Here is a 20,625-nt window from a genome sequence, read left to right as displayed (position 1 = left end):
CAACAGTAAGTGCTTGAGAAGCATAGCCTTATTGCTGCCACAATATCCGAATCGATCCAAAGTTACGTTTTGAAATATTTGGTGAATTTGGAGTCGCTCAAAATGTGGCAGTATTAATATCTCGCGTGCCGGGAGTTATTCTTTCTGCAACCAGAGCGATATGCATCCATTGAAAACTTTAGAAAAATCTGATGGGCGTGGCGGGATTGCTCCCGCCAAATGCGGAATCGACATTTTTTTCTGAATTCGGCAATTTTGGGCAGCATCGCCTTACGATTGATGCTGATCGAGATGGTAATGGGGAGGTCGACCGTATCGATTCGGCCAACCCATTGCCCAGCATTTCAAGCGTCACCGCTTTCCCGCCGAGATCGTCTGGCATGCGGTGTGACTACACTTTCCGTTTCCGCTGATGTCGACAATCTGCTTGCCGAGCGTGATATCGATGTCTCGTTCCAGGCCGTGTCTGAGTGGGCGACCAAGTTCGGCCGCTGGTGCGAGACCTCGGAACGGTGGCGGGGAAGTCCTCTTTATGAAATCCAGCTTGCTCCGTCGGCTGACCCGGCTTGGATCGATCCGGTGTGCAAGATGCATGCACCATATTCATCTCATAAGCGTGCCGCCCCGCAGGGTCCCTGGTTTTTCTCGCCGCGTTGTAAAGAAGCATATCGACGGTTCTGCCGCAGACTATGAGTTGCCGCGGTCGCAGTAAACGGACAGGGGACAACTGTTTAACTCGGATGGCAACGGTGATGGCGGCGAGCTTGGCCAATCCCATGACGTTCACGAGCAGTTTGTCGTATCGGGTTGCGGCGCGTCGAAACTGTTTGAGCTTGCTGAAGAAGCGCTCGATGCGCTTGCGCTCCTTGTAGAGGTCTGCGTCGCGGGCGCGCTGCACTTTCGGTTGCGCTTTGGCGCGATGGCGAGCCGCGTTCGGCTTTGCCGAGGTCAAACCGTTCTTTCGGGACAGCGCTCATCAAAAAGAGCAGCCTGGCAAGCAGCTGGGGTACATCGCCTTACTTCGAATATGTAACCTATCTCGGCGTAAGACGTAGAAACATGAAGTCTCTTCTACGTCCAATAGTTAGAGACGCAAGTATGGAGGCAATCGTCTTGGCAGCATATTCTGATGACAGTTTAGATCGCGAAAGCGTAGGTCATGAGAAAGCAATCAGCAGACAGAAGCCAAGATTCAGTTCTCAACCAAACGAGTTCTTTGGAATGTATTAATGTCCTTGGTGTTCGAATTTCGGCAGTTAATCTCAAGAGTGCCACCGGATTTATTCAAAAAGCGATCGAAGACGGCAGGAAGGAATATGTGTGCGTTCGCGACGCGCACGGCGTGGTCCGGTGTCAAGATGATCCCGAGCTCCGGTCGATACATAACCGGGCTTTCCTCGTAACACCCGACGGCATGCCGTTGGTATGGGCATTGAAGCGTGCCGGTCATGCGGAAAGCGACAGGGTCTATGGACCTGACCTGATGTTATCCGTTTTCGATGCCGGCAGCTCCAAGGGCTTGCGCCACTTCCTTTATGGCGCAACGGCCGAAACGCTCGAACAGCTGCAGGCGCGCCTTCTCGCAAAATTTCCGCAAGCTCGGATCGTCGGCTCCTATGCGCCACCTTTTCGCAAACTGTCGACGCGGGAGGAAACGGAGATTGCTGACCAGCTCAATCGATCGGGCGCCGATATCATCTGGGTCGGGCTGAGCAGTCCAAAGCAGGAACTCTGGATGGCGCGCATGCGCGATCGTCTGGAAGCATCGATGCTCATCGGTGTCGGAGCCGCATTCGATTTCCACGCCGGCCTCAAGCGGCAGGCTCCAAGGATCATTCAAAGAAGCGGCTTCGAATGGGCGTTTCGTCTTTTATGCGAGCCGCGACGGCTGTGGCGGCGCTATGCGGTCGTCGTGCCGACGTTCATCTCACTGACGGCATTCCAGAGACTGGGGCTTCGAAAGTTTCCGATCGAAGACGCGGTTTTTGGACCAAGCGCGCCAAAAGAAGCAGCTGCAAAGGTGTAAAGCCATCATGTCCTTATTTGCGTCGCCAGCAATGACACCGAGGCCGCCGAAGGCAGCCACCTCAAATGACATGACGTCGCGGGCGATTGCGGCAGGTTCCGTGCCGCCCATAGCAGCTAAGACCGCCGATCCCTTTGACCGGGCAGGGCTGTATATGCCCGTCGCACTACGGAGTCGGCTTCCTCGGCTTGCAACCTCGTCCTTCCTGGTCGCCGGCGACATTGCAAGCTATTTGGTTGCCTACTTTGTTGTCCTGTCCTTTTTCCCCAGTGGTTTGGAGGGCACGCTGGCGGAGCGTACGTTCACGATCGCAGCATTCGCCGCGATTATTCTTTACACATCGGCCGGCCTCTATCCTGGGTATCGGTTGCATGACCATGAACATCTGCGGCGGCGCACTGTCGCTGGCGTCAAGGTGGCTGTCCTGGCGGCGTTTGGAGCAATTATCCTGCCGGAGGGGGAACGACTGCTGCTTGCCGTCACTGGGTTCCTCGCTCTCGGGCTGATTGTTCAGCCATTTGGGCATTGGCTTGCACGGAGCCTGTGCTGGGAACTTGGAATCTGGGGGGAGCGCGCGGTTGTCATGGGGGGAGGCGACCTTACTCCCGCTCTCGTGGCGCATTTCAAGAGCCACTGGCAGTATGGCATCAGGCCGGAGGCCATCTCCCTCGATAGTTTGGAGGCATTGCCCGATGGCGGGCCATCCATTGCCGTGATTGCGGGCGCCACAGGCGCGCTTGCATCCGATTTGGCGGCGATGCGTCGGAAGTTCGCCGAAGTTATTTTGCTGTCCGATACGCCGAGCCTCAAGGTAAGCGGATTGCGACCTGCGGATGTCGGCGGAGAGATCGGTATTCGCCTTATCAACAGTGGGAGTTCAATCAACTCGGACTTGGTTCGCCGGATCCTCGATCTCGCAATCGCCATCCCTGCATCGATTGTCGTCGCCCCATTCATCGCGTTTGCAGCGGCTGCAATCTATGCCATTGATCCAGGCCCCGTCTTCTTCTGGCACACCAGGGAGGGGCGGTCCGGCAAGCCGGTGCACGTCCTCAAATTGAGGACGATGTATCAGGATGCAGAGCAGCGCCTCGAAGCAGTCTTCCGAGATGACCCTAACATGCGCGCCGAGTGGTTGAGCCACTTCAAGCTCAAGGACGATCCGCGCGTCCTTCCGGTTATAGGACATATGCTGCGCTCTTCGAGCATCGACGAGCTGCCGCAATTGGCAAACATCATTGCGGGGCAGATGGCCATCGTCGGACCGCGTCCGTTTCCAGAATATCACCTCTCAGCGATGGATAGCGAATTTCGTGACAAGCGGCGTTCGGTAACACCGGGGCTGACGGGCCTCTGGCAGATATCCGAACGAAGCAATGCGGACATCGAACTGCAGCAGCAACTTGACGAGTTCTACATCGACAACCGGTCCCTGTGGCTCGACTGCCAAATTCTTCTCAGCACAATCCCCGCGGTGTTCAAGCGCGGGGGAGCCTACTGACCATCCTCGCTTCCGCGAGGCAACCATCAACAACGGAGCATACCAATGCACGGACAAAAGCGAATTATGGTAACCGGCGGCACCGGGTTTCTGGGATCATTCCTGTGCGAAAGGCTTTTGCGAGAGGGCAATGACGTCCTCTGCGTGGACAATTACTACACCGGTTCGCGCGACAATGTGCTGCATCTTCTTGACGATCCTCGCTTTGAGGTGCTCCGCCATGACATTACCTTCCCGCTTTATGTGGAGGTCGACGAGATCTACAACCTCGCCTGCCCGGCATCTCCGGTCCACTATCAGCACGACCCCGTGCAGACCGTGAAGACCAATGTGCACGGGGCCATCAATATGCTCGGCTTGGCAAAACGCACCAAGGCGAAGATCTTCCAGGCATCCACAAGCGAAGTTTATGGCGATCCGGCAGTCCACCCTCAACCCGAGGAGTATCGAGGCAGCGTCAGTCCCATAGGCCCGCGGGCATGTTATGACGAAGGCAAGCGGTGCGCAGAGACGCTGTTCTTCGATTATCATCGCCAATATGGCGTGGAAATTCGGGTGGCGCGGATTTTCAATACCTATGGTCCGCGCATGCAGACCAATGACGGCCGTGTCGTCTCCAATTTCATCGTTCAGGCGCTTCGAAACGAGCCGATCACCATCTTTGGCAACGGCAGGCAAACACGATCGTTCTGCTATGTGGACGACCTGATCGATGGCTTTATCCGTCTGATGGCGGCGCCCGCTGGGGTCACAGGCCCCATCAATCTCGGCAACCCCGGAGAATTCCAGGTCCGTGAATTGGCAGAAATGGTGATCGAAATGACCGGATCGAAGTCCGGCATCGTCTTCAAGGATCTGCCAGTTGACGATCCGACACAGCGCAAGCCCGATATCAGCCGCGCAACGCAACAACTGGGCTGGCAGCCGAAGGTGAACCTTCGTGAGGGGCTTGAGAGAACGATCGCCTATTTCGAGTGGAAGCTTTCCGGCGGCGTGAAGAACAGGCTTAGCGTCAAGTCCTCGCAAGAGGCTTATCCGCATCTGGCGTCTGCCAACGTCGAACTCACTGCTCCTGAAGCCATTCGATAGGGACATGAATAGCACCGTTGATGATCGAAAGCCGCGGCTCGTTTTTTTTCAATGGGACCATCAGCCCAATGCGAACGCGGCCGGTTACCTGCTGCTGCACATGCAGCAGCAGGTCAAATGCCTCGCAACACATTTCGATGTCGTCGTCATTAACCGCGACTGCGATTATGCGGAGATATGCGACAGGTACGAGCCGGATCTGACGCTGTTTGAAAGCGGTTATCGGTCGCATGGCTCGCGTCGGATAAAAATCACCAACACCAATGCCCATATCGCCGTTCCCAAGCTTGGCCTTCATAACGCTGACGCATGGTGCGATCGACGCGCGGGCTTCCTTTCCGATATGGAGCAGTGGGGAATCGAGGCGTATTTCGCGATCGCAACGATGGCTCCGGAATATATGCCGGCGGTGAAGGAGAATCTGTTCGTCTGGCCAAATTTCATCGATCCCGAAGTCTACCACGACTATGGCCAGCAAAAGGTCATCCCGGCCATGCTCACAGGTCAGGCCTACGGCCTTTATCCCTGGCGACAGACGGTCTTTCCGATAATCCGCGACCGTTACCCCTGCCTGGTCTCGCCGCAACACGCCTATGAGAGCAAGCTAGCTTCCCAGCTCCTGTCTGGAGAGGCTTATGCGCGCGCGCTCAACGCGAGCCTCATCGTCCCCACATGCGGCACTATGGGCGGCGAGGTCGTGCGCAAGCATTTTGAGATTCCCGGGGCAAAGGCCTGTCTCGTGACGGAACGCACGGCAGCCGTGGAGGCAGCCGGCTTTGTCGACATGGAGAACTGTGTCTTTGTTGACGGGCGCAACGTCGTCGAGCGACTGGATTACCTTTTTGCCCATCCCGACGAAATACGGCGTATCACGACAGCAGGTTACAGTTTGATCCATGCGCGTCATACACTGATCCACAGGCCGCAAATATATCAGTGGTTCATGCTGAACAAGGGCCTGCAGTTCGGCGAAAAGATCATCCAGTCCGGCCCGTTCGGCGATCTTACAAAGGTCCCGCGGATCTCCAAGCAAGAGAGCATCCATATCGTGGGGGAAGCGAGCGATCGCGCTTTACTGAAGCAGGGCGACCTGCTTCTCGAGCAGGGCAGGGTGGAGGAGGCGAAGCACTGCTACGCACGCTGCCTGGATTATGTATCGTACCTCCCCGAAGCTAAATTCCGCCTTGCCATTTGCGCGTTGCAGGAGGGCGACGCCGAGCGCGCCTATGACCTTCTGGTGGACCTAGTCAAGGTGACCATGACCGAATATGGGGCACTCAACCCGGATCCGGTCGAGTGGGCGTACTTCCTTCTCGCTTTGATCTGCAGAGGCCAGTTTGAGCGGGCGCGGAGGCTGCAAGATTTCTATCCATCTCTATCCCACGACGAATTCAGGCGCGCGCGCCTCGTCATCGCGCAACTCGGTCGCTCAGGCGATGGGGTCGTCTCGGGACGGTATGGCAGCGATCGAAAAAGCATTCATCAGCTTTCCGATCGGAGCGATTCCGATTGGCTTGCATGGTTCTCCGATATTCTTGAGCGGTGTCAGCAGCCAGATCTTGCAAATGTTCTTCGTCACGCTCCCGTCGGCCGAAGCGGCGCCGGCGAGAAAGTAACATTTCTACACTTCAAACGTGATGCTGGTTGGCGTCTGCGACTATATTCAGGCGCCGATGGCCTGATGGTCAGACTGCGCCTGAATGGCCTGAGGCCGAATGTACCGCCGCTGCCTGAGTTCCGATACTTCTGGCATCTTGCGCGGCGTCTGGTCCCCCATTCGCGGAGAGGCCCGTTGCGCAGGATCCGAACGGCGCTTTCCAGGCTTCCAATGGGCACCGGCAATTAGCTGTGAACGCACATGCAGACAGCCTCACCTGGAGAGGCGTGCATGACAAACTTCTCCGGTGAGGCTGAAGATGCAATCGGGGACTCGGTGGCGTATTTGTCGCGCAGCCACCGAGCATGTTTAGAGCGAGAATGCGCTCGTGATGCGATGCAAGATCTGATCGGCCGACGCATCAGCACAGGCTGTTTGTCGCAGAGCCGCCCGAAAGAAAAAGATCGTTGAGCTTGAACACGACTTCCGTTCTGTTCGTCGCTTTGACCTTTTTCATAATATTGCGAACATGCACCTTTACAGTGCTTTCTCGCAGGTTGAGCTCATAAGCGATAATTTTGTTTGCCTTTCCGCGTCGGAGCGCCTCCACGACTTCGACTTGACGATCCGTGAATATGCCGGCTAGCGGGCGTGCGGTCGAATTGCTCGAGTCCAGCAAGTGACGCATGGCGAACAGAGCGCTTGCAGGCACAAAAATTCCTCCTGCCACCGACAGCGCGATCAGCTCCATACAGACACTGACGCTGACTGAGGCGGGTATGAACCCTTTGGCTCCGTACTCAAGTGCCCTAACGATTTGACCGAAATCGTCGCTATCGGCCAATACGATGAGTGGCGTCGATGCGAATTCCGACGAAAGCTTCCGGATTTGCTCCGAAACGGCCGGTTCATCGATCTTTTTGCCGCCGACGTTCAAAAGGATTGCCGAAAGCGGGGGATATTCGTCGCGCTTCTGCTTCCACTCCTCAATTGATCCAAAGGCCAAAATCTGCAAATCCGCTTTTTGGGCAGCCATGCATTGCGCCAGGCATTGACGATCGAGCTCACGATTATCGAGAATGACAAGCGAATGCGTGTGTCTTCCCGGCGCGGCAGATGTGTTCGGATTATCTATCCTGAGGGGAAGAGCTACGTTCTCCTGCCTGAGGTCCAAATTCGGTATAAGTGCTGAATTCACAGCTTACCCTCCCCTAACACGTTACGCTCAACTAAGACCCGAGTACCAACCCCTCTCAATACGGGGGTTTAGGAAACTCTAAAGTAGGAATCGAATACCACAATTCGCCGAGCGTTACAGTAGCTAATATAGGCTAAGTACTACACAGATTCCATAAATGGATAAGATGTTGAAGATAAGCCTGAGTATAGACCTAGGTCTTACTAGAGAGCTTGCGGGATAGTCTCTGTTGTTGCGTCGCCGTTTGGCGATGAACCCCTAAATGCATGGAAACCATCGCTGTCTCCGACGTAAGCAGCCGACGAGTGCGGGGGGTAACCCCACCACCAATGATGGTCAGGGGCATAAACCAGGGCGTAAGTCGTCTTAAGTAGATACGCCTTTCGGCGGATAAGCTTAAACGTTTTGTTTCTTTACTCAGATGAAGAAAACAATTCTCTTTGGAATGGAGAGAAGTATTTCTCCTGTTGGTGTGAAGCCTTGGACGCAATCGAACGATTATTTGTTTGACTGAAAATCGGGCCTGTTAGGAGTAGGGAGTTTGCAGGGATGATTGCATCAAACGTCAAGCTGGGTGAAGGCAGCGTCATCCACCATCGAGATCTTGTGAATCTCTACGGCTGCACGATCGGAGCAGGAACCCGCATCGGCACCTTCGTCGAGATTCAGAAGAACGTCATCGTCGGAGAAGACTGTAAGATCTCCAGCCATTCCTTCCTCTGTGAGGGCGTGACCCTGGAAGATGGCGTGTTCATAGGCCACGGGGTCATGTTTACGAACGACACCTACCCGCGCGCCGTCAATCGGGATGGCAGCCTGCAGACGGAGGCCGACTGGATTCTCATCCCCACGCTTGTCAAGCGCCTCGCATCGATCGGCAGCAACGCCACAATTCTGCCCGGCGTGACGATCGGAGAGGCTGCCCAGGTCGGAGCGGGAGCGGTTGTAACAAAGGATGTGCCGGATGGCGCCATCGTCGCGGGCGTTCCAGCCAGGGTTATCGGCCGTGTCAATGACGGGCCAGTCGACATGCACGCGTTGGAGGGAATGTGATGATCGGCATCGCTGTTGTTGGGTATGGATATTGGGGGCCGAACCTGGTTCGCAACATCTCGGAGGCAGCCGGAGCGCACCTCGTTTCTGTCTGTGATCTCAATGTTGACCGGTTGGCGGCTGTCAAAAGCCGCTACCCCGCCGTGACGATCACCGATGATTTCGAGGAAGTGCTGCGTGATCCAAGAGTGGATGCCATCGCTATCGCGACCCCGGTCTTCACCCATTTCAAGCTTGCAATGCAGGCTATGATGGCCGGAAAGCATGTCTTCGTCGAAAAGCCGATGGCATCGACGACGGAGGAAGCTTCGCGGATGGTCGAAGAGGCCACACGTCGACGCCTCGTGCTGGCGGTGGATCACACCTTCGTCCATACCGGCGCCGTCCGCAAGATGCGTGAACTGGTCGAGAACGGCTTGGGGGACATGTATTATTATGACTCGGTTCGGGTCAATCTGGGGCTCTTTCAGCATGATGTCAGCGTCATCTGGGACCTCGCGGTGCATGATCTCTCCATCCTGGACCATGTTGTGCAGGAAAGGCCGGTGGCTGTTTCAGCGACAGGCATGAGCCATGTACTCGGCGAGCCGGAAAACATCGCCTACCTGACGCTCTTCTTCGAAAGCAAGCTCATCGCACACATCCACGTCAATTGGCTGGCGCCGGTCAAGGTGCGCCGCACGCTGATCGGTGGCAGCAACAAGATGATCGTTTACGACGATCTGGAGCCCAGCGAAAAAATCAAGATCTATGACAAGGGCATCACGTTGAACCCCAATTCTCAGGCTTACGGCGAGAAGGTGCATCAGATGATGGTCGGCTACCGCAGCGGCGACATGTGGGCGCCCAAGCTCGATATGACCGAAGCACTGAAACGCGAACTGGATCAGTTCGTCGAATGCATCGAGCAGAATTCGCGGCCCATTACGGACGGCCATGCCGGCCTGCGCGTCGTTCGGATTCTGGAGGCAGCAAGCCGGTCGTTGGCCCAGCGCGGTCGCATCATCGAGCTCGAAGAGGCAAGGCGCATCGCATGATCCCGTTCCTGGACATTAAGGCACAATATCAATCAATCAAGGGTGAGATCGACGCCGCCGTGCTCGGCGTCCTCGCCTCGGGGCAGTACGTATTGGGCGACGAGGTCGCGCATTTCGAGCAGGAATTCGCAGACTATTGCAACGTCAAGCATGCGATAGCCGTCAACACCGGAACGAGTGCCTTGCATCTTGCCCTGCTTGCGGCGGGCGTTGGTCCCGGCGATGAGGTCATTACCGTGCCATTCACGTTCGTCGCAACCGTGTCGGCGATCTGCTACACGGGCGCACGACCCGTGTTCGTCGATGTTGAGCCCGTGACACTCACGATGGATCCGGCGGAAGTCGAGGCAAAGATTACTCCCCGGACCAAGGCCATTGTTCCCGTCCATCTCTACGGTCAAATGGCCGATATGGACGCGATCAAGGCAATTGCCGAGCGCCACGGGATACCCGTCATCGAAGACGCCTGCCAGGCCCATGGCGCGCAATACAAAGGCCACCGCGCCGGCAGTATCGGCCTATCCGGCTGCTTCAGCTTCTATCCGGGCAAAAACCTCGGCGCCTGCGGCGAGGGGGGTATGGTCGTTACCAATGACGATGATCAGGCCAAGACGATGCGCATGCTGCGAGACTGGGGTCAGGAGCAGCGCTATCACCATCTGCTGAAGGGCTTTAACTATCGCATGGACGCCATTCAAGGCGCGATCCTGCGTGTCAAGCTCCGGCACCTTGAAGCCTGGACCGAGGCGCGTCGCACGCATGCGCGCCGCTACTCTTCGCTGCTTGCCGGGTCGACGGTTTTGACGACCCCTGTCGAAGCATCCGACCGGCGTCACGTCTATCATGTCTATGCCATAAGAAGCCGTGATCGCGATGGGCTTCAACGGCTGCTCAGCGCGGAAGGCATTCCGTCCGGGCTCCATTATCCCATCCCTGTTCATCTGCAGAAAGCCCATGCCGACCTTGGTTACCAGGCCGGGGATTTCCCACTCTCGGAAGCCGCGGCACGGGAGGTCCTCTCGCTGCCGATCTATCCAGAGATGCCTGTACGACACGTTGACCTGGTGGTCGCCGCGCTGGAGTACGCCTATGTCAGTTAACCGCGCCGGCGAGGCTCGACTGGTGCAGGCGGTCCATGGTCGCCATGAAAGGCCGGCAGATCCTGGCTACCAAACTGGGTTGGTCGAAGAACTCAGACAATCATACGGGCGCGCTGGCCTGATAGACCTCTATGGTCGTTTCGCCACAGGCGACGGGGTCGTCGACACTCTGATGCGGAAAGCCATTTGGCAAGCGATCGCGCGGAGCTGCGGCACGGGACTGCAGGTTGCGGGCGGCGCCGGTTTCAAACATCCGGAAACGTTTGAAATCGGCAATGGCGTGTTCATCGGCGCTCAGGCCTATATCCAGGGCCGCTTCGACGGCACTTGCGTGATCGGCGACAATGTCTGGATCGGCCCGATGGCTTATTTCGACGCACGCGACCTGGTTATCGAGGATTGTGTCGGCTGGGGCCCTGGCGCCAAGGTGCTTGGCTCGACCCACACAGCACAGCCGGTGGATGTGCCGATCATTCGCACCGATCTCGAAATCAAGCCGGTCCGCATCGGCGCATGGGCCGATATTGGAACGAACGCAACGATTCTTCCCGGCGTGAGCATCGGAAAAGGGGCGATCGTCGGAGCGGGTGCAGTCGTTGTCTCCGATGTCGAACCGTTTTCAGTCGTGGCGGGCGTGCCGGCGAAGTTCATACGCTGGCGCACGGAAGCCGATCCTGTGCTGGATTTATCGCATGGAGGAAGATCGTGAGAAATCAACGGGTACTCATTACCGGCGGAGCCGGCCTGATCGGGTCGCATATCGCCGATCTCGTCGCATTGGAGAAGCCGCGGGAGATTATCATCCTCGATAACTTCGTGCGCGGACGCCGGGACAATCTCAGCACGGCAATAGGTGGCGGGTCGGTCAACATCATTGAGGGAGATATCCGTGACAGAGCCTTGTTGGCGAGAACCTTCGAGGGCGTGGACATCGTCTTTCACCAGGCGGCCATCCGCATCACGCAATGCGCGGAAGACCCACGGCTTGCCTTCGATGTGCTGGCCGAAGGCACGTTCAATGTTCTCGAAGCTGCCGTAAAGGCGGGCGTGTCGAAAGTCGTCGCTGCCTCTTCTGCCTCTGTGCTGGGTTTGGCCGAAAGCTTTCCGACCACCGAAGCGCATCATCCCTATAATAACAGGACGATCTACGGCGCGGCCAAGACGTTTAACGAGGGGCTGCTTCGCAGCTTTGCGGAGATGTACGGTCTGCGCTATGTGGCGCTGCGCTATTTCAACGTATACGGGCCGCGAATGGACGTTTACGGCGCCTATACCGAAGTGCTGATCCGCTGGATGGAGCGTCTGGCGACCGGAATGCCACCCCTCATCTATGGAGACGGCAGCCAGACGATGGACTTCGTCGATGCACGTGACATCGCCCGGGCAAACCTGCTCGCTGCGAAGAGCGATGTCACGGATGAAGTGTTCAACGTCGCGAGCGGCAGAGAAATAAGCCTCCTGGAACTCGCGCAGATGCTGAGCAGCATCATGGGGGTCTCACTCGAACCGCAGCACAAAGAAGCCCGCACGGTAAACGGCGTAACCCGTCGTCTTGCCGATATCAGCAAGGCCGAGAAACTCCTGGGCTTCAAAGCGGAAATATCGATGGAACAAGGGCTTCGCGACCTTGTCGCCTGGTGGAAGATGAAGACCGATGCGGCAGGAGGCCAAGCTGCATGAGCCCGTCGCTACCTGTAGTTCCAGTTGCCAAGCCCGTTCTCGGAGAGGAGGAGGCGGAGGCTGTCCGTCGCGTTATTCTATCAGGATGGGTGACGCAGGGGCCGGAAGTTGCCGCTTTCGAGAGTGAATTCGCTGCCTTTGTCGGCGCAGCACATGCCTGCGCCGTTTCAAACTGCACGACCGCACTGCATCTAGCCTTGATGGCGGTAGGTATCGGTGCCGGTGATGAAGTCATTACGGTCAGTCACTCGTTCATCGCAACCGCGAACGCCATCAGATACTGCGATGGCGTGCCTGTCTTTATCGACATCGAGGCGGACGGTTACAACATCGACCCTAGCCTGATTGAAAGGGCAATCACGTCCCGGACCAAGGCAATCCTGTGCGTTCATCAGCTTGGCATGCCTTGCGATCTTCGCCCTGTCGTTGAGATCGGGAAGCGCCTCTCGATACCGGTCATCGAGGATGCAGCGTGCGCAACGGGAAGCGAAATCCTTTGGGATGGAAATTGGGAAAAAATTGGCAGGTCGCATGGCGACATTGCCTGCTTTTCCTTCCACCCCCGTAAGGTCGTCACGACCGGTGATGGTGGCATGTTGACTACGGCCAATCCCGAGTATGACCGAAAATTTCGCCTCTGGCGCCAACATGGCATGAGCGTCACCGACGCCGTCCGTCACGGCTCGAGGCAGGTGATCTTTGAAGACTATGATGAACTAGGCTACAACTACCGCATGACTGACCTTCAGGCGGCGGTCGGACGGGTGCAACTGCGGCGGCTGCCGGAGCTGATTGCGCAGCGCCGGCGGCTTGCCGAGAAGTATATAGAGCGCCTGTCCACGATCCCTGGGCTAACGCTGCCAATCGAGCCCGACTGGGCTCGCAGCAACTGGCAGAGCTTTTGTGTGAGATTGCCTGATGCTGTCGACCAAAGAGCGGTCATGCAAGCGATGCTCGATCAGGGGATATCCACCCGGCGCGGTGTGATGAACATCCATCTGGAGGGGGCCTATTCGGGCCAAAGTTCCCATCGTGCTGCCGCAAGTCTGAAGCGAAGCGTGGCAGCGCAGCGGCAAACGATAATCCTGCCGCTTTATGCTCAGATGACGGATCTCGACATCGTCAGGGTTGTCGAAGCACTTCGAAGCTCGTTGGCTGAGGCGGCCAGCATACCCGCCGCCGTACAGCACGATCGGGACATCGCGCTTGTATGATTTCCTGACTGCGTGATGCAATTCTCGTTGTGCCGCAGGGCCTAATGCGCATCGCCTCGATGCGCATTTTTTATTAGGCAAATTTCGCGATCCATCCTCTGATCACTGCGGGCATCATCTCGGGCGGAAGAAGCTGGATCAGCATGCGCAGCGAGTAGATCCCCGTCAGAGCTACGGCCAAGGCGCCGATCCCGATCGCCGGCCATAACGGCAAGACCCAAAATGCCGAAAATACCAACACCGATGCAGGCAGGAAAAGCAGCACGTGCCTGCGGTTGGCTGCGGACCCGCGGAAGCTGGTAAGCCGCCGCACGATCACGTAAATGAGGATGCTATGCCAGACGTAGAGGCCGAAAAACGCCATGCCGGCTCCTGGCGTACCGAACTTCGATACGAAGTGCCATGCCAGGCCCACATGCACGAGCGTGGCCGCCACCTCCGTCCAGAAGAAAATGGCTTGGGCACGCTTCGCCAAGATGATGAAACCCATCGGCCAGGCGATGATCCTGAGCATCATGCCAAGGCAGATCCAGCGCAAGAGATCCACCGCCCCATGAAACTCCGAAGAATAGAACAGGCTCATCATGAGCGGCGCCAGCGTCAACGTGGCGAGCAGACCGGGGCCGGCAAGAAGGATGCTGATTTCCATCTGTTCATTGACCAGGCGGTTGCATTCGGCGTGATTGTCCGCAGTCGTGGTCAGGCGCGGATAGAAGTCCGTTCCCATCGCCTGCAAAATGAAGCCGGCATAGAGACCGCCCAACCCCCAGGCCGCCTGATACAATCCTGCGGCCATCACGCCCCCGTCCTTCAATACGATGATGCGGATGGCATAGGCCGCGCCGAAGGTCAGAAGTCCGCTCGCCATGAACACGGCGCCGAATCTCAGCAGAGGTGCCCACTCTTGACCAAATTGGCGAGCCGACATTCGCGGCGAGTGTGCGCCTATCCGTCTGCTGTACCACCAGGTGGAGAGTGTTGTGACAGCCGCAATCGCTACGACCGAGGGTGCGATCGCCTGCGCGCCGAACAGGTAAATCAGTGGGACCGTGATCACCGTGCCGAAAAAACCAACGAGCACATTGATGCGGGCAAGATTTGCGATGCCACGTAAGCCCTGGATCAACGCCGTCTGCCCGGACGACACTATCCGGAAGAATACGGCGAGCGAGAGCAGCGCGATGCCACCGGCGTGCTGGTAGTCGCCGAAGGTGAAATCCGAGACCGGAAATGCCAGCGCCGCAAGAAGGAGCGCGCCAAGCAGGCCGAGTATCATCGATATGCGTCTCAGCGCTTTGGCCGACTGTGCGATCCTCGCTTCGTCGCCGGTACCGGCGGCCTCGGCGACCTGGCGCACCCCGCTGCCGCCCAGTCCCAGACCAGCGGCCGTTTGCGCGATATCGACGATTGACTGGTAGAGGCCCATGAGCCCCACGCCTTCTGGCCCAAGCAGAACGGCCAGCGCCTTGTTACGAATGACGCTTAGAGCGACGTTCACGAGCGAGGAACCGCCCATCAGCATCGTCGACTTGAGGATCTGGGTATAAGTCTGCCCACTGGCTGGGATCATGCGCAAAGTCATCAATTGTCCTTGGCCGCTATGCTGTGGGGCGGGATCTCCGGCGCAATGTCGCCGACATGTTGCCCAACGCCGCTTCGGAGATACGCGGCACAGGCATTGCTGTTGAGGCAGGAAGCGAATTCAAGACCCGGTCGGGTTTATGGCAGCTTGTATCAAGAGCAATTTCTCTCGCGCAGGTAGTCGGAGCGCCTTGGCGCTGGTCAATCGTCCGCTGCGAGATCGTTTGCAATACATGCTTTTCGCGGGTCACTGGCTTGCCTGACTGGCGCGTGTTTCAGTTTCACGCGGCAGGTCGGCGGGCGCGGCCTGAGACACGCGATCCACTATGGGGGGTCGAACGACCCTCACAACATCACCCGGGATCAGTGCCGTTGTCTCGGAGGCCTGGAACTGCCTGATTTGGCCTTCGCTTCGCCGGCTCACCGTAAACGTCAGCGGGAGCGCCTCGTCGGTAATATTCGAGCTTCCCCCTGCCGCGAGGTCATCGAGAAGCAGTTTTTGCGTCATCTCGCGCTTCAATTTGAGCTGGTCGAGACTTGCCTGTTCCGACTGCAATTCGGAAGCGACTTCGCTTCGCCGCGTATCATAAAGCCCCTCAAGATTTCGCGTTGTCTCACTGATCGCCTGACGGCCCCGCATGATGGCGGTGACAAGGTCGAGCCGATCGGAGCGGTAGGTGGTGAGCAACCGTTCCAGATCCAATTGACGCGACGAAACGGTGAGGCCTTTCGAAACCAGTGTTTTGACGCTGGTCAGCTGGTCCTCGATCGATTTGATATTGTCCTCCGAGCCCTGCACCTTCTCGCCCAGCATGCCGACTTCACTATTCAAAAGATCACGCAATTCCGTGAGCGCCTTCGACTGCCTGTCCAGCGCATTTGCGCGAGCCTGAAAAATGACCCGTTCCTCGTTGTATATTCCCGCGGCGTATTGCTGATTGACGCCGAGCCTCTGATCGAAAATTATCTCCTTTGCCCCGGTCATCTCTGCTTGGAGCCGTGCTAATTTGGCAGTGCTGCGCAGCAGGGAGTGGTCGATTTCCCGCAGCTCGCCCGCGAGTTTGATCGTCTGCGATTGCTGCAGACTTGTGGCGCGGAACGGGCCGCCGCTCATTGCCAGGGATTGCAGGACGGTAAGTCCTGAGCGGAATTTGTACTGCCCAGGCGTGGTTACGTCTCCGACGACATAGATTGGCGGGTATTCGAGAATTTCGATGGTGACCGCGGGTGGCTGAACCAATCCGATTTTTTCTTGCAAACGCTTGGCAATCTCGTTCGTGAGGCTGGTGTTATCGCGATTGCCGACGGAAACGGATCCAAGAAAGGGCAAAAAGACAGCGCCTTCATCCGAGACGGTATATTCACCGCCAAGCGCATCCCATCTTTCATATTGGCCTTTCGACTGCATCCATTGGACAATCGTCAGACGGATTTTCGTCTGCGGAGCAAAAGCAGTGTCATCGGCGAGAGCCGGCGGCACAGCTCCGGCAAGAAAGACGAGTGTACTGATGACAAGCGTCGCCCGAAAGAACACGTTAAGAACGCGATACGATAGCTTCATTTACATGTCCAGCCTGCAAAAGCGTCCTTAAACGGACACCGGGTCAATGCCTTAGGCGCTACGCGAGCATCGGGCGCCAGGTCCGAAGCCGCAATGCCAGTGTGCAATCTGACGAAGCCTTGAGGAAGGTGGCGGTTGTTTGCTTCGCCTTATCACTATTGATGAGGCGGGGGAGGGGGCTTAGCCTAAACCGAGTAGGAACATATACCTTCGGCGCGGCACAGAGGCATCGGCCCCGGGAAACCAGGACGTCATGCGCGCAGGAAGAGGCGCGCCAGAGCATGTCGAGCAAAAGTGTGCAGCGATTTTGCGCTAACGACATGCGTAAAAACAAAGTTCTAAAGCGCGACGCGCTTGAGCCGCGAAGGCCAGCGATCCCTCGCGGCAGAGCCGTCGTGTTTGGATCGTTTATTTTGCGATGATGATATTGACCGGCGGCGTCGCCTTAACGGTCGGCGCAAAGAAAAGGCCTCCAAACGAACAACTTGCGTGTCTTTCCCATCACGTGGTCCATGCCAACACGGCCGCTTGCCCAAAGGATGCCGCCTGTAGAGCAAAAGGCGTAGGACCTACTCGCTTATTTTTGGGCTATCATTCAGAGCTTCGTAGCAAACGATCCCCGTAGATTCGATCCCGATAATCTCGCGAGAGAGGGCCTGCCATGTATCGCAACGCTCGCCGGTGGACATCACGCTCACTCCTGCTGGATTCCTTGGTTCCCCGATGGTTGACCGTCGGCGGAAAGGAAAGGCCTCGCAAGCCTGCCGATAAGCGCGAGGATAGTGCTCAACTTGCGACAACCGTGCAAACGGCGGATGGAAACAAGCATGATGGTACGCTTGTCGACAATCCCTACAGCAACGCGGCGCTCAATGAGCATGATATTGGACAGAGAGCGGGCCTGATCGGCGACACAGATGGTCGGGCCGATAGCAACCACCCAGCGCCGCTCTTGCCTGCCCTGCCTAACGCTTTCGCAGCAAATCGCCAGACAGGGGGTCGAAGCGGGGACACTGCCGCGTCTCGGTTGTTCGCCCACACGCCTGGTTTTGCAGGTTTCGAGCGGGACGCGCACGGAGTTGCATTCGGGGCTCAATCGTCCCTTTATCGCACCTACGCTGGAATGAGCCTCATAGGCGACGATCCTTTGGCTCCGTATTTGCCGCAAAGCCCTGCACCGAGAGTTTCGGGACAAGGTTCTCCTGCGGTGACGGGCGAGCGTGCTCACTCCGGCAATGTCGTCATTCTCGAATCGAGCCCGTCAGCGCAGGCGACTGCGCATCAGACGGGCGCGGATTCACTGGCGTTTGGCATGCCCTTTGGTGTGTGCGGATGCGGCTACTTTACCTCCCCCACGCGGATTCTCGATTGGGCCCATGGCGGCGCCATGCTTCAACAGGACGGCCAATTGCCGGGGACCAGGCTGACCGAGGGGCCGGACTTTGTATCGACGATCAAGCGGGCGATCGGCGCCTCGACCAGCGACCCGCTTCTCGATCGGACTCTGTCCCCTCTCTCGGGCTGGCGCGGAACCGCAACGTGGACGGATTCGACGATCTTGAACGGATCATTGCCAGGCGGCGGAGAGACCGGAACGGGCACCGCCACATCCAAGGGCATCGGCATCCTTTCCGGCTCGGTGACGACGCCACCTACAACGCAGCGGTCGTTGACGACGCAAAATCTGGCGGCCGCGGCTGCGGCCAGCAACCTGATCGTGTTGGAAAACCAGAAGCAGGGTAACCCGGAGAGCGAGTGGGGCATCGACGGTGCCGGTAGCTCCAACATCGAGGGATTTGCGACAGATATCAGCGTCGACAATGGCAAGACGATCAGCTTCAAGATCAATACCAATTCCACCAACTACCGGATCGACATATACCGGCTCGGCTATTATGGCGGCATGGGGGCTCGCAAGGTCGACACCATTCAGCATACCGGATTGCAGAATCAGCCAAATCCGTTGCGCAACGCCTCGACCGGCACGGTGGATGCCGGCAACTGGGCCGTGTCAGCCTCGTGGACCGTACCGGAGGACTCCGTCTCGGGCGTCTATATCGCTAAGCTCGTGCGCCAAGATGGCACCTCCGGCCAAAATCATATCCCGTTCATCGTGCGCGACGACGACAGCCGCAGCGACATCGTCTTCCAGACTGCAGACCAGACCTGGCAAGCTTACAACGGCTGGGGCGGCGCAAACTTCTATGGCGGCAACGGTCCGGCGACGGGGCAGGGTGCGGGTCGCGCTTATGCGGTCAGCTATAACCGGCCGATTGCGACCCGCGGGGGCGTGGGAACCGTTGCCGGCCCGCAGGATTACCTGTTCGGCGCCGAATATGCGGGTATCTACTGGCTGGAACAGAACGGCTATGACGTCTCCTACCTGTCAGGTGTCGACGTCGACCGTTATGGCAGCCTGTTGCTCAATCACAAGACCTATATTGATGCCGGGCATGATGAATACTGGTCTGGACAGCAGCGGACCAATGTCGAAGCCGCGCGCGATGCCGGCGTCAACCTGATGTTCTGGAGCGGTAACGAGGTTTATTGGCGCACCCGCTGGGGCAATGCCTATAGCGCCGACGGCACGCCTTATCGCACGCTGATCTCCTACAAGGAGACCTGGTCGCCGAGCGCCAGCATCGACCCTTCCAACGAATGGACGGGCACATTCCGTGATCCGCGCCTCAGTCCACCCGCTGTCGGCGGCGGCAATCCGGAAAACTCATTGACCGGGCAGCTGTTCCAGGTCGATGATGTCGGGAGCAATCTCCAGGCGATCAAAATCGGATATGACGATGCCAACCTGCGCTTCTGGCGCAATACGAGCGTTGCCAATCTTCAGCCTGGCCAGACGGCAACGCTCACCAAGAACTATCTTGGTTACGAATGGGACGAAGCGGTCGATAACGGCTTCGATCCGGCTGGCCTTGTCAAGCTGTCGTCGACGACGCTTCCGGTCAGCACCTACTTGCTCGATTACGGAAATACGACCGGCAACGGGACCGCGACCCATAATCTGACGCTCTATCGTGCGCCGAGCGGTGCACTGGTGTTCGGCGCCGGTACCGTCTACTGGACATGGGGTCTGAGCGACAATCACGACCTCACGGCGACTCCGACGGACCCGCGCGTGCAGCAGGCAATGATCAACTTGCTTGCCGATATGGGCATTCAGCCCGGGACGCTGCAATCCGGACTCGTCGCCGCGACTGCTTCGTCGGACCAGGTTGCCCCGACCTCCGTCATTTCGGTGCCCGCGACGGCGACCGTCGGATCCACCGTGACGATTACGGGCACTGCTGCAGACACGGGCGGCGGAGTCATCGCCGGCGTCGAGGTTTCCACCGACAACGGGGCAAGCTGGCATCCAGCGACAGGCGATGAGAACTGGACCTATAGCTGGTCGCCGCAGGTCGTCGGAAGCTACACGATCCGGTCCCGCGCCGTAGACGATAACATCAATCTCGAAACACCCTCGGCCGGACGTACGGTCACCGTCAGTGGGCCGAGCTACACGTCCCTCTTCGGCGCGGCGACTCCGGCCGTCGTCAATACAAACGATGCGTCAGCCGTCGAACTCGGAGTCCGCTTCCAAACCTCTGTGGCAGGGACTGTCAGCGGTATTCGTTTCTACAAGGGCAGCCAGGACACCGGTACGCATACCGGTTCACTCTGGTCGAGCACCGGCACGCGGATCGCAACCCTCACCTTTTCGAACGAGACCGCCAGCGGCTGGCAGGCCGCAAATTTTTCCAGTCCTGTGGCGTTGACGCCCGGACAGACCTATACGGCGTCGTACCACACCAATGCCGGTCGTTACTCGACAACCACCAACTATTTCGTCTCGAACGTAACCAGCGGTCCGCTGACGGCACCAGCGAGCGGTAATGGCGTATACAGATACGGCAGCACCAGCCTGTACCCTACGGCCACCTTCGCTGAGACGAATTACTGGGTCGATGTGATGTTCAATCCGTCGGCCTCG

At 57.8% G+C, this 20,625-nt stretch carries 14 protein-coding genes and 2 pseudogenes; 12 read left to right on the top strand and 4 right to left on the bottom strand.

Annotated features, from left to right (window positions below):
* Positions 1 to 331: 331 nt before the first annotated feature.
* Positions 332 to 489 (top strand): annotated as a pseudogene (locus tag RWK44_RS11810) (IS6 family transposase); the annotation flags it as partial.
* A 247-nt stretch (positions 490 to 736) separates the two neighbouring features.
* On the opposite strand, the pseudogene RWK44_RS35050 reads toward RWK44_RS11810, so the two are convergent.
* A pseudogene (locus RWK44_RS35050) lies at positions 737 to 933 on the bottom strand (transposase); the annotation flags it as partial.
* 226 nt (positions 934 to 1,159) lie between these two features.
* On the opposite strand from RWK44_RS35050, the gene RWK44_RS11800 reads away from it, so the two are divergent.
* The 4 genes from RWK44_RS11800 to RWK44_RS11785 are packed head-to-tail and all read left to right on the top strand — an operon-like array spanning position 1,160 to position 6,462.
* Positions 1,160 to 2,026: a WecB/TagA/CpsF family glycosyltransferase gene (locus RWK44_RS11800; RefSeq protein WP_027667004.1), complete on the top strand. Its 867-nt coding sequence runs from the start codon at positions 1,160 to 1,162 to the stop codon at positions 2,024 to 2,026.
* Positions 2,027 to 2,033: 7 nt separating this feature from the next.
* The gene (locus tag RWK44_RS11795) at positions 2,034 to 3,527 is read left to right on the top strand and encodes a sugar transferase (protein ID WP_168282920.1); all 1,494 of its coding nucleotides are present in this window, start codon (positions 2,034 to 2,036) and stop codon (positions 3,525 to 3,527) included.
* A gap of 45 nt (positions 3,528 to 3,572) precedes the next feature.
* Positions 3,573 to 4,616, top strand: coding sequence for a UDP-glucuronic acid decarboxylase family protein (locus RWK44_RS11790; protein ID WP_168282922.1), 1,044 nt, complete (start codon positions 3,573 to 3,575; stop codon positions 4,614 to 4,616).
* Between the two features lie 4 nt (positions 4,617 to 4,620).
* Positions 4,621 to 6,462 carry a glycosyltransferase family protein gene (locus RWK44_RS11785; RefSeq protein WP_316028830.1) on the top strand — a complete coding sequence of 614 codons (1,842 nt, stop codon included), beginning with the start codon at positions 4,621 to 4,623 and terminating at the stop codon, positions 6,460 to 6,462.
* A gap of 172 nt (positions 6,463 to 6,634) precedes the next feature.
* Here RWK44_RS11785 and RWK44_RS11780 read toward each other — a convergent pair whose 3' ends face one another.
* Positions 6,635 to 7,411: a response regulator transcription factor gene (locus tag RWK44_RS11780; RefSeq protein WP_132614741.1), complete on the bottom strand. Its 777-nt coding sequence runs from the start codon at positions 7,409 to 7,411 to the stop codon at positions 6,635 to 6,637.
* A 549-nt stretch (positions 7,412 to 7,960) separates the two neighbouring features.
* Here RWK44_RS11780 and RWK44_RS11775 point away from each other — a divergent pair.
* Genes RWK44_RS11775 through RWK44_RS11750 form a run of 6 tightly spaced genes read left to right on the top strand, consistent with a single transcriptional unit; the run spans position 7,961 to position 13,495 of the window.
* A complete protein-coding gene (locus RWK44_RS11775; protein WP_025398417.1) occupies positions 7,961 to 8,464 on the top strand; it encodes an acyltransferase in 504 nt (167 codons plus the stop codon).
* Positions 8,464 to 9,501, top strand: coding sequence for a Gfo/Idh/MocA family protein (locus tag RWK44_RS11770; protein WP_168282924.1), 1,038 nt, complete (start codon positions 8,464 to 8,466; stop codon positions 9,499 to 9,501). The genes RWK44_RS11775 and RWK44_RS11770 overlap by 1 nt, the downstream gene beginning before the upstream one ends.
* Positions 9,498 to 10,601, top strand: coding sequence for a DegT/DnrJ/EryC1/StrS family aminotransferase (locus tag RWK44_RS11765; protein ID WP_077979675.1), 1,104 nt, complete (start codon positions 9,498 to 9,500; stop codon positions 10,599 to 10,601). The genes RWK44_RS11770 and RWK44_RS11765 overlap by 4 nt, the downstream gene beginning before the upstream one ends.
* A complete protein-coding gene (locus RWK44_RS11760; protein WP_077979674.1) occupies positions 10,591 to 11,310 on the top strand; it encodes an acyltransferase in 720 nt (239 codons plus the stop codon). The genes RWK44_RS11765 and RWK44_RS11760 overlap by 11 nt, the downstream gene beginning before the upstream one ends.
* Positions 11,307 to 12,281 (top strand): NAD-dependent epimerase/dehydratase family protein, encoded by a 975-nt coding sequence (locus RWK44_RS11755; RefSeq protein ID WP_131641732.1) that lies wholly within the window; start codon positions 11,307 to 11,309, stop codon positions 12,279 to 12,281. The genes RWK44_RS11760 and RWK44_RS11755 overlap by 4 nt, the downstream gene beginning before the upstream one ends.
* Positions 12,278 to 13,495 carry a DegT/DnrJ/EryC1/StrS family aminotransferase gene (locus RWK44_RS11750; protein ID WP_168282929.1) on the top strand — a complete coding sequence of 406 codons (1,218 nt, stop codon included), beginning with the start codon at positions 12,278 to 12,280 and terminating at the stop codon, positions 13,493 to 13,495. The genes RWK44_RS11755 and RWK44_RS11750 overlap by 4 nt, the downstream gene beginning before the upstream one ends.
* 73 nt (positions 13,496 to 13,568) lie before the next feature.
* On the opposite strand, the gene RWK44_RS11745 is transcribed toward RWK44_RS11750, so the two are convergent.
* Both RWK44_RS11745 and RWK44_RS11740 read right to left on the bottom strand, forming a co-directional pair.
* The gene (locus RWK44_RS11745; RefSeq protein ID WP_316028829.1) at positions 13,569 to 15,077 is read right to left on the bottom strand and encodes an O-antigen translocase; all 1,509 of its coding nucleotides are present in this window, start codon (positions 15,075 to 15,077) and stop codon (positions 13,569 to 13,571) included.
* 246 nt (positions 15,078 to 15,323) lie between these two features.
* Positions 15,324 to 16,637 carry a polysaccharide biosynthesis/export family protein gene (locus RWK44_RS11740; RefSeq protein WP_131665645.1) on the bottom strand — a complete coding sequence of 438 codons (1,314 nt, stop codon included), beginning with the start codon at positions 16,635 to 16,637 and terminating at the stop codon, positions 15,324 to 15,326.
* A gap of 661 nt (positions 16,638 to 17,298) precedes the next feature.
* Here RWK44_RS11740 and RWK44_RS11730 point away from each other — a divergent pair.
* On the top strand, positions 17,299 to 20,625 hold a 3,327-nt coding region (locus RWK44_RS11730; RefSeq protein WP_410056135.1), incomplete at its 3' end, for a N,N-dimethylformamidase beta subunit family domain-containing protein.

Origin of the sequence: Rhizobium sp. 25PS6 (assembly GCF_032464655.1) — a bacterium.
In the GTDB taxonomy this organism is placed as follows: domain Bacteria; phylum Pseudomonadota; class Alphaproteobacteria; order Rhizobiales; family Rhizobiaceae; genus Rhizobium; species Rhizobium laguerreae.
The sequence above is the reverse complement of the archived record's forward strand: the minus strand, read 5'-3'. Positions and strand labels throughout refer to the sequence as shown.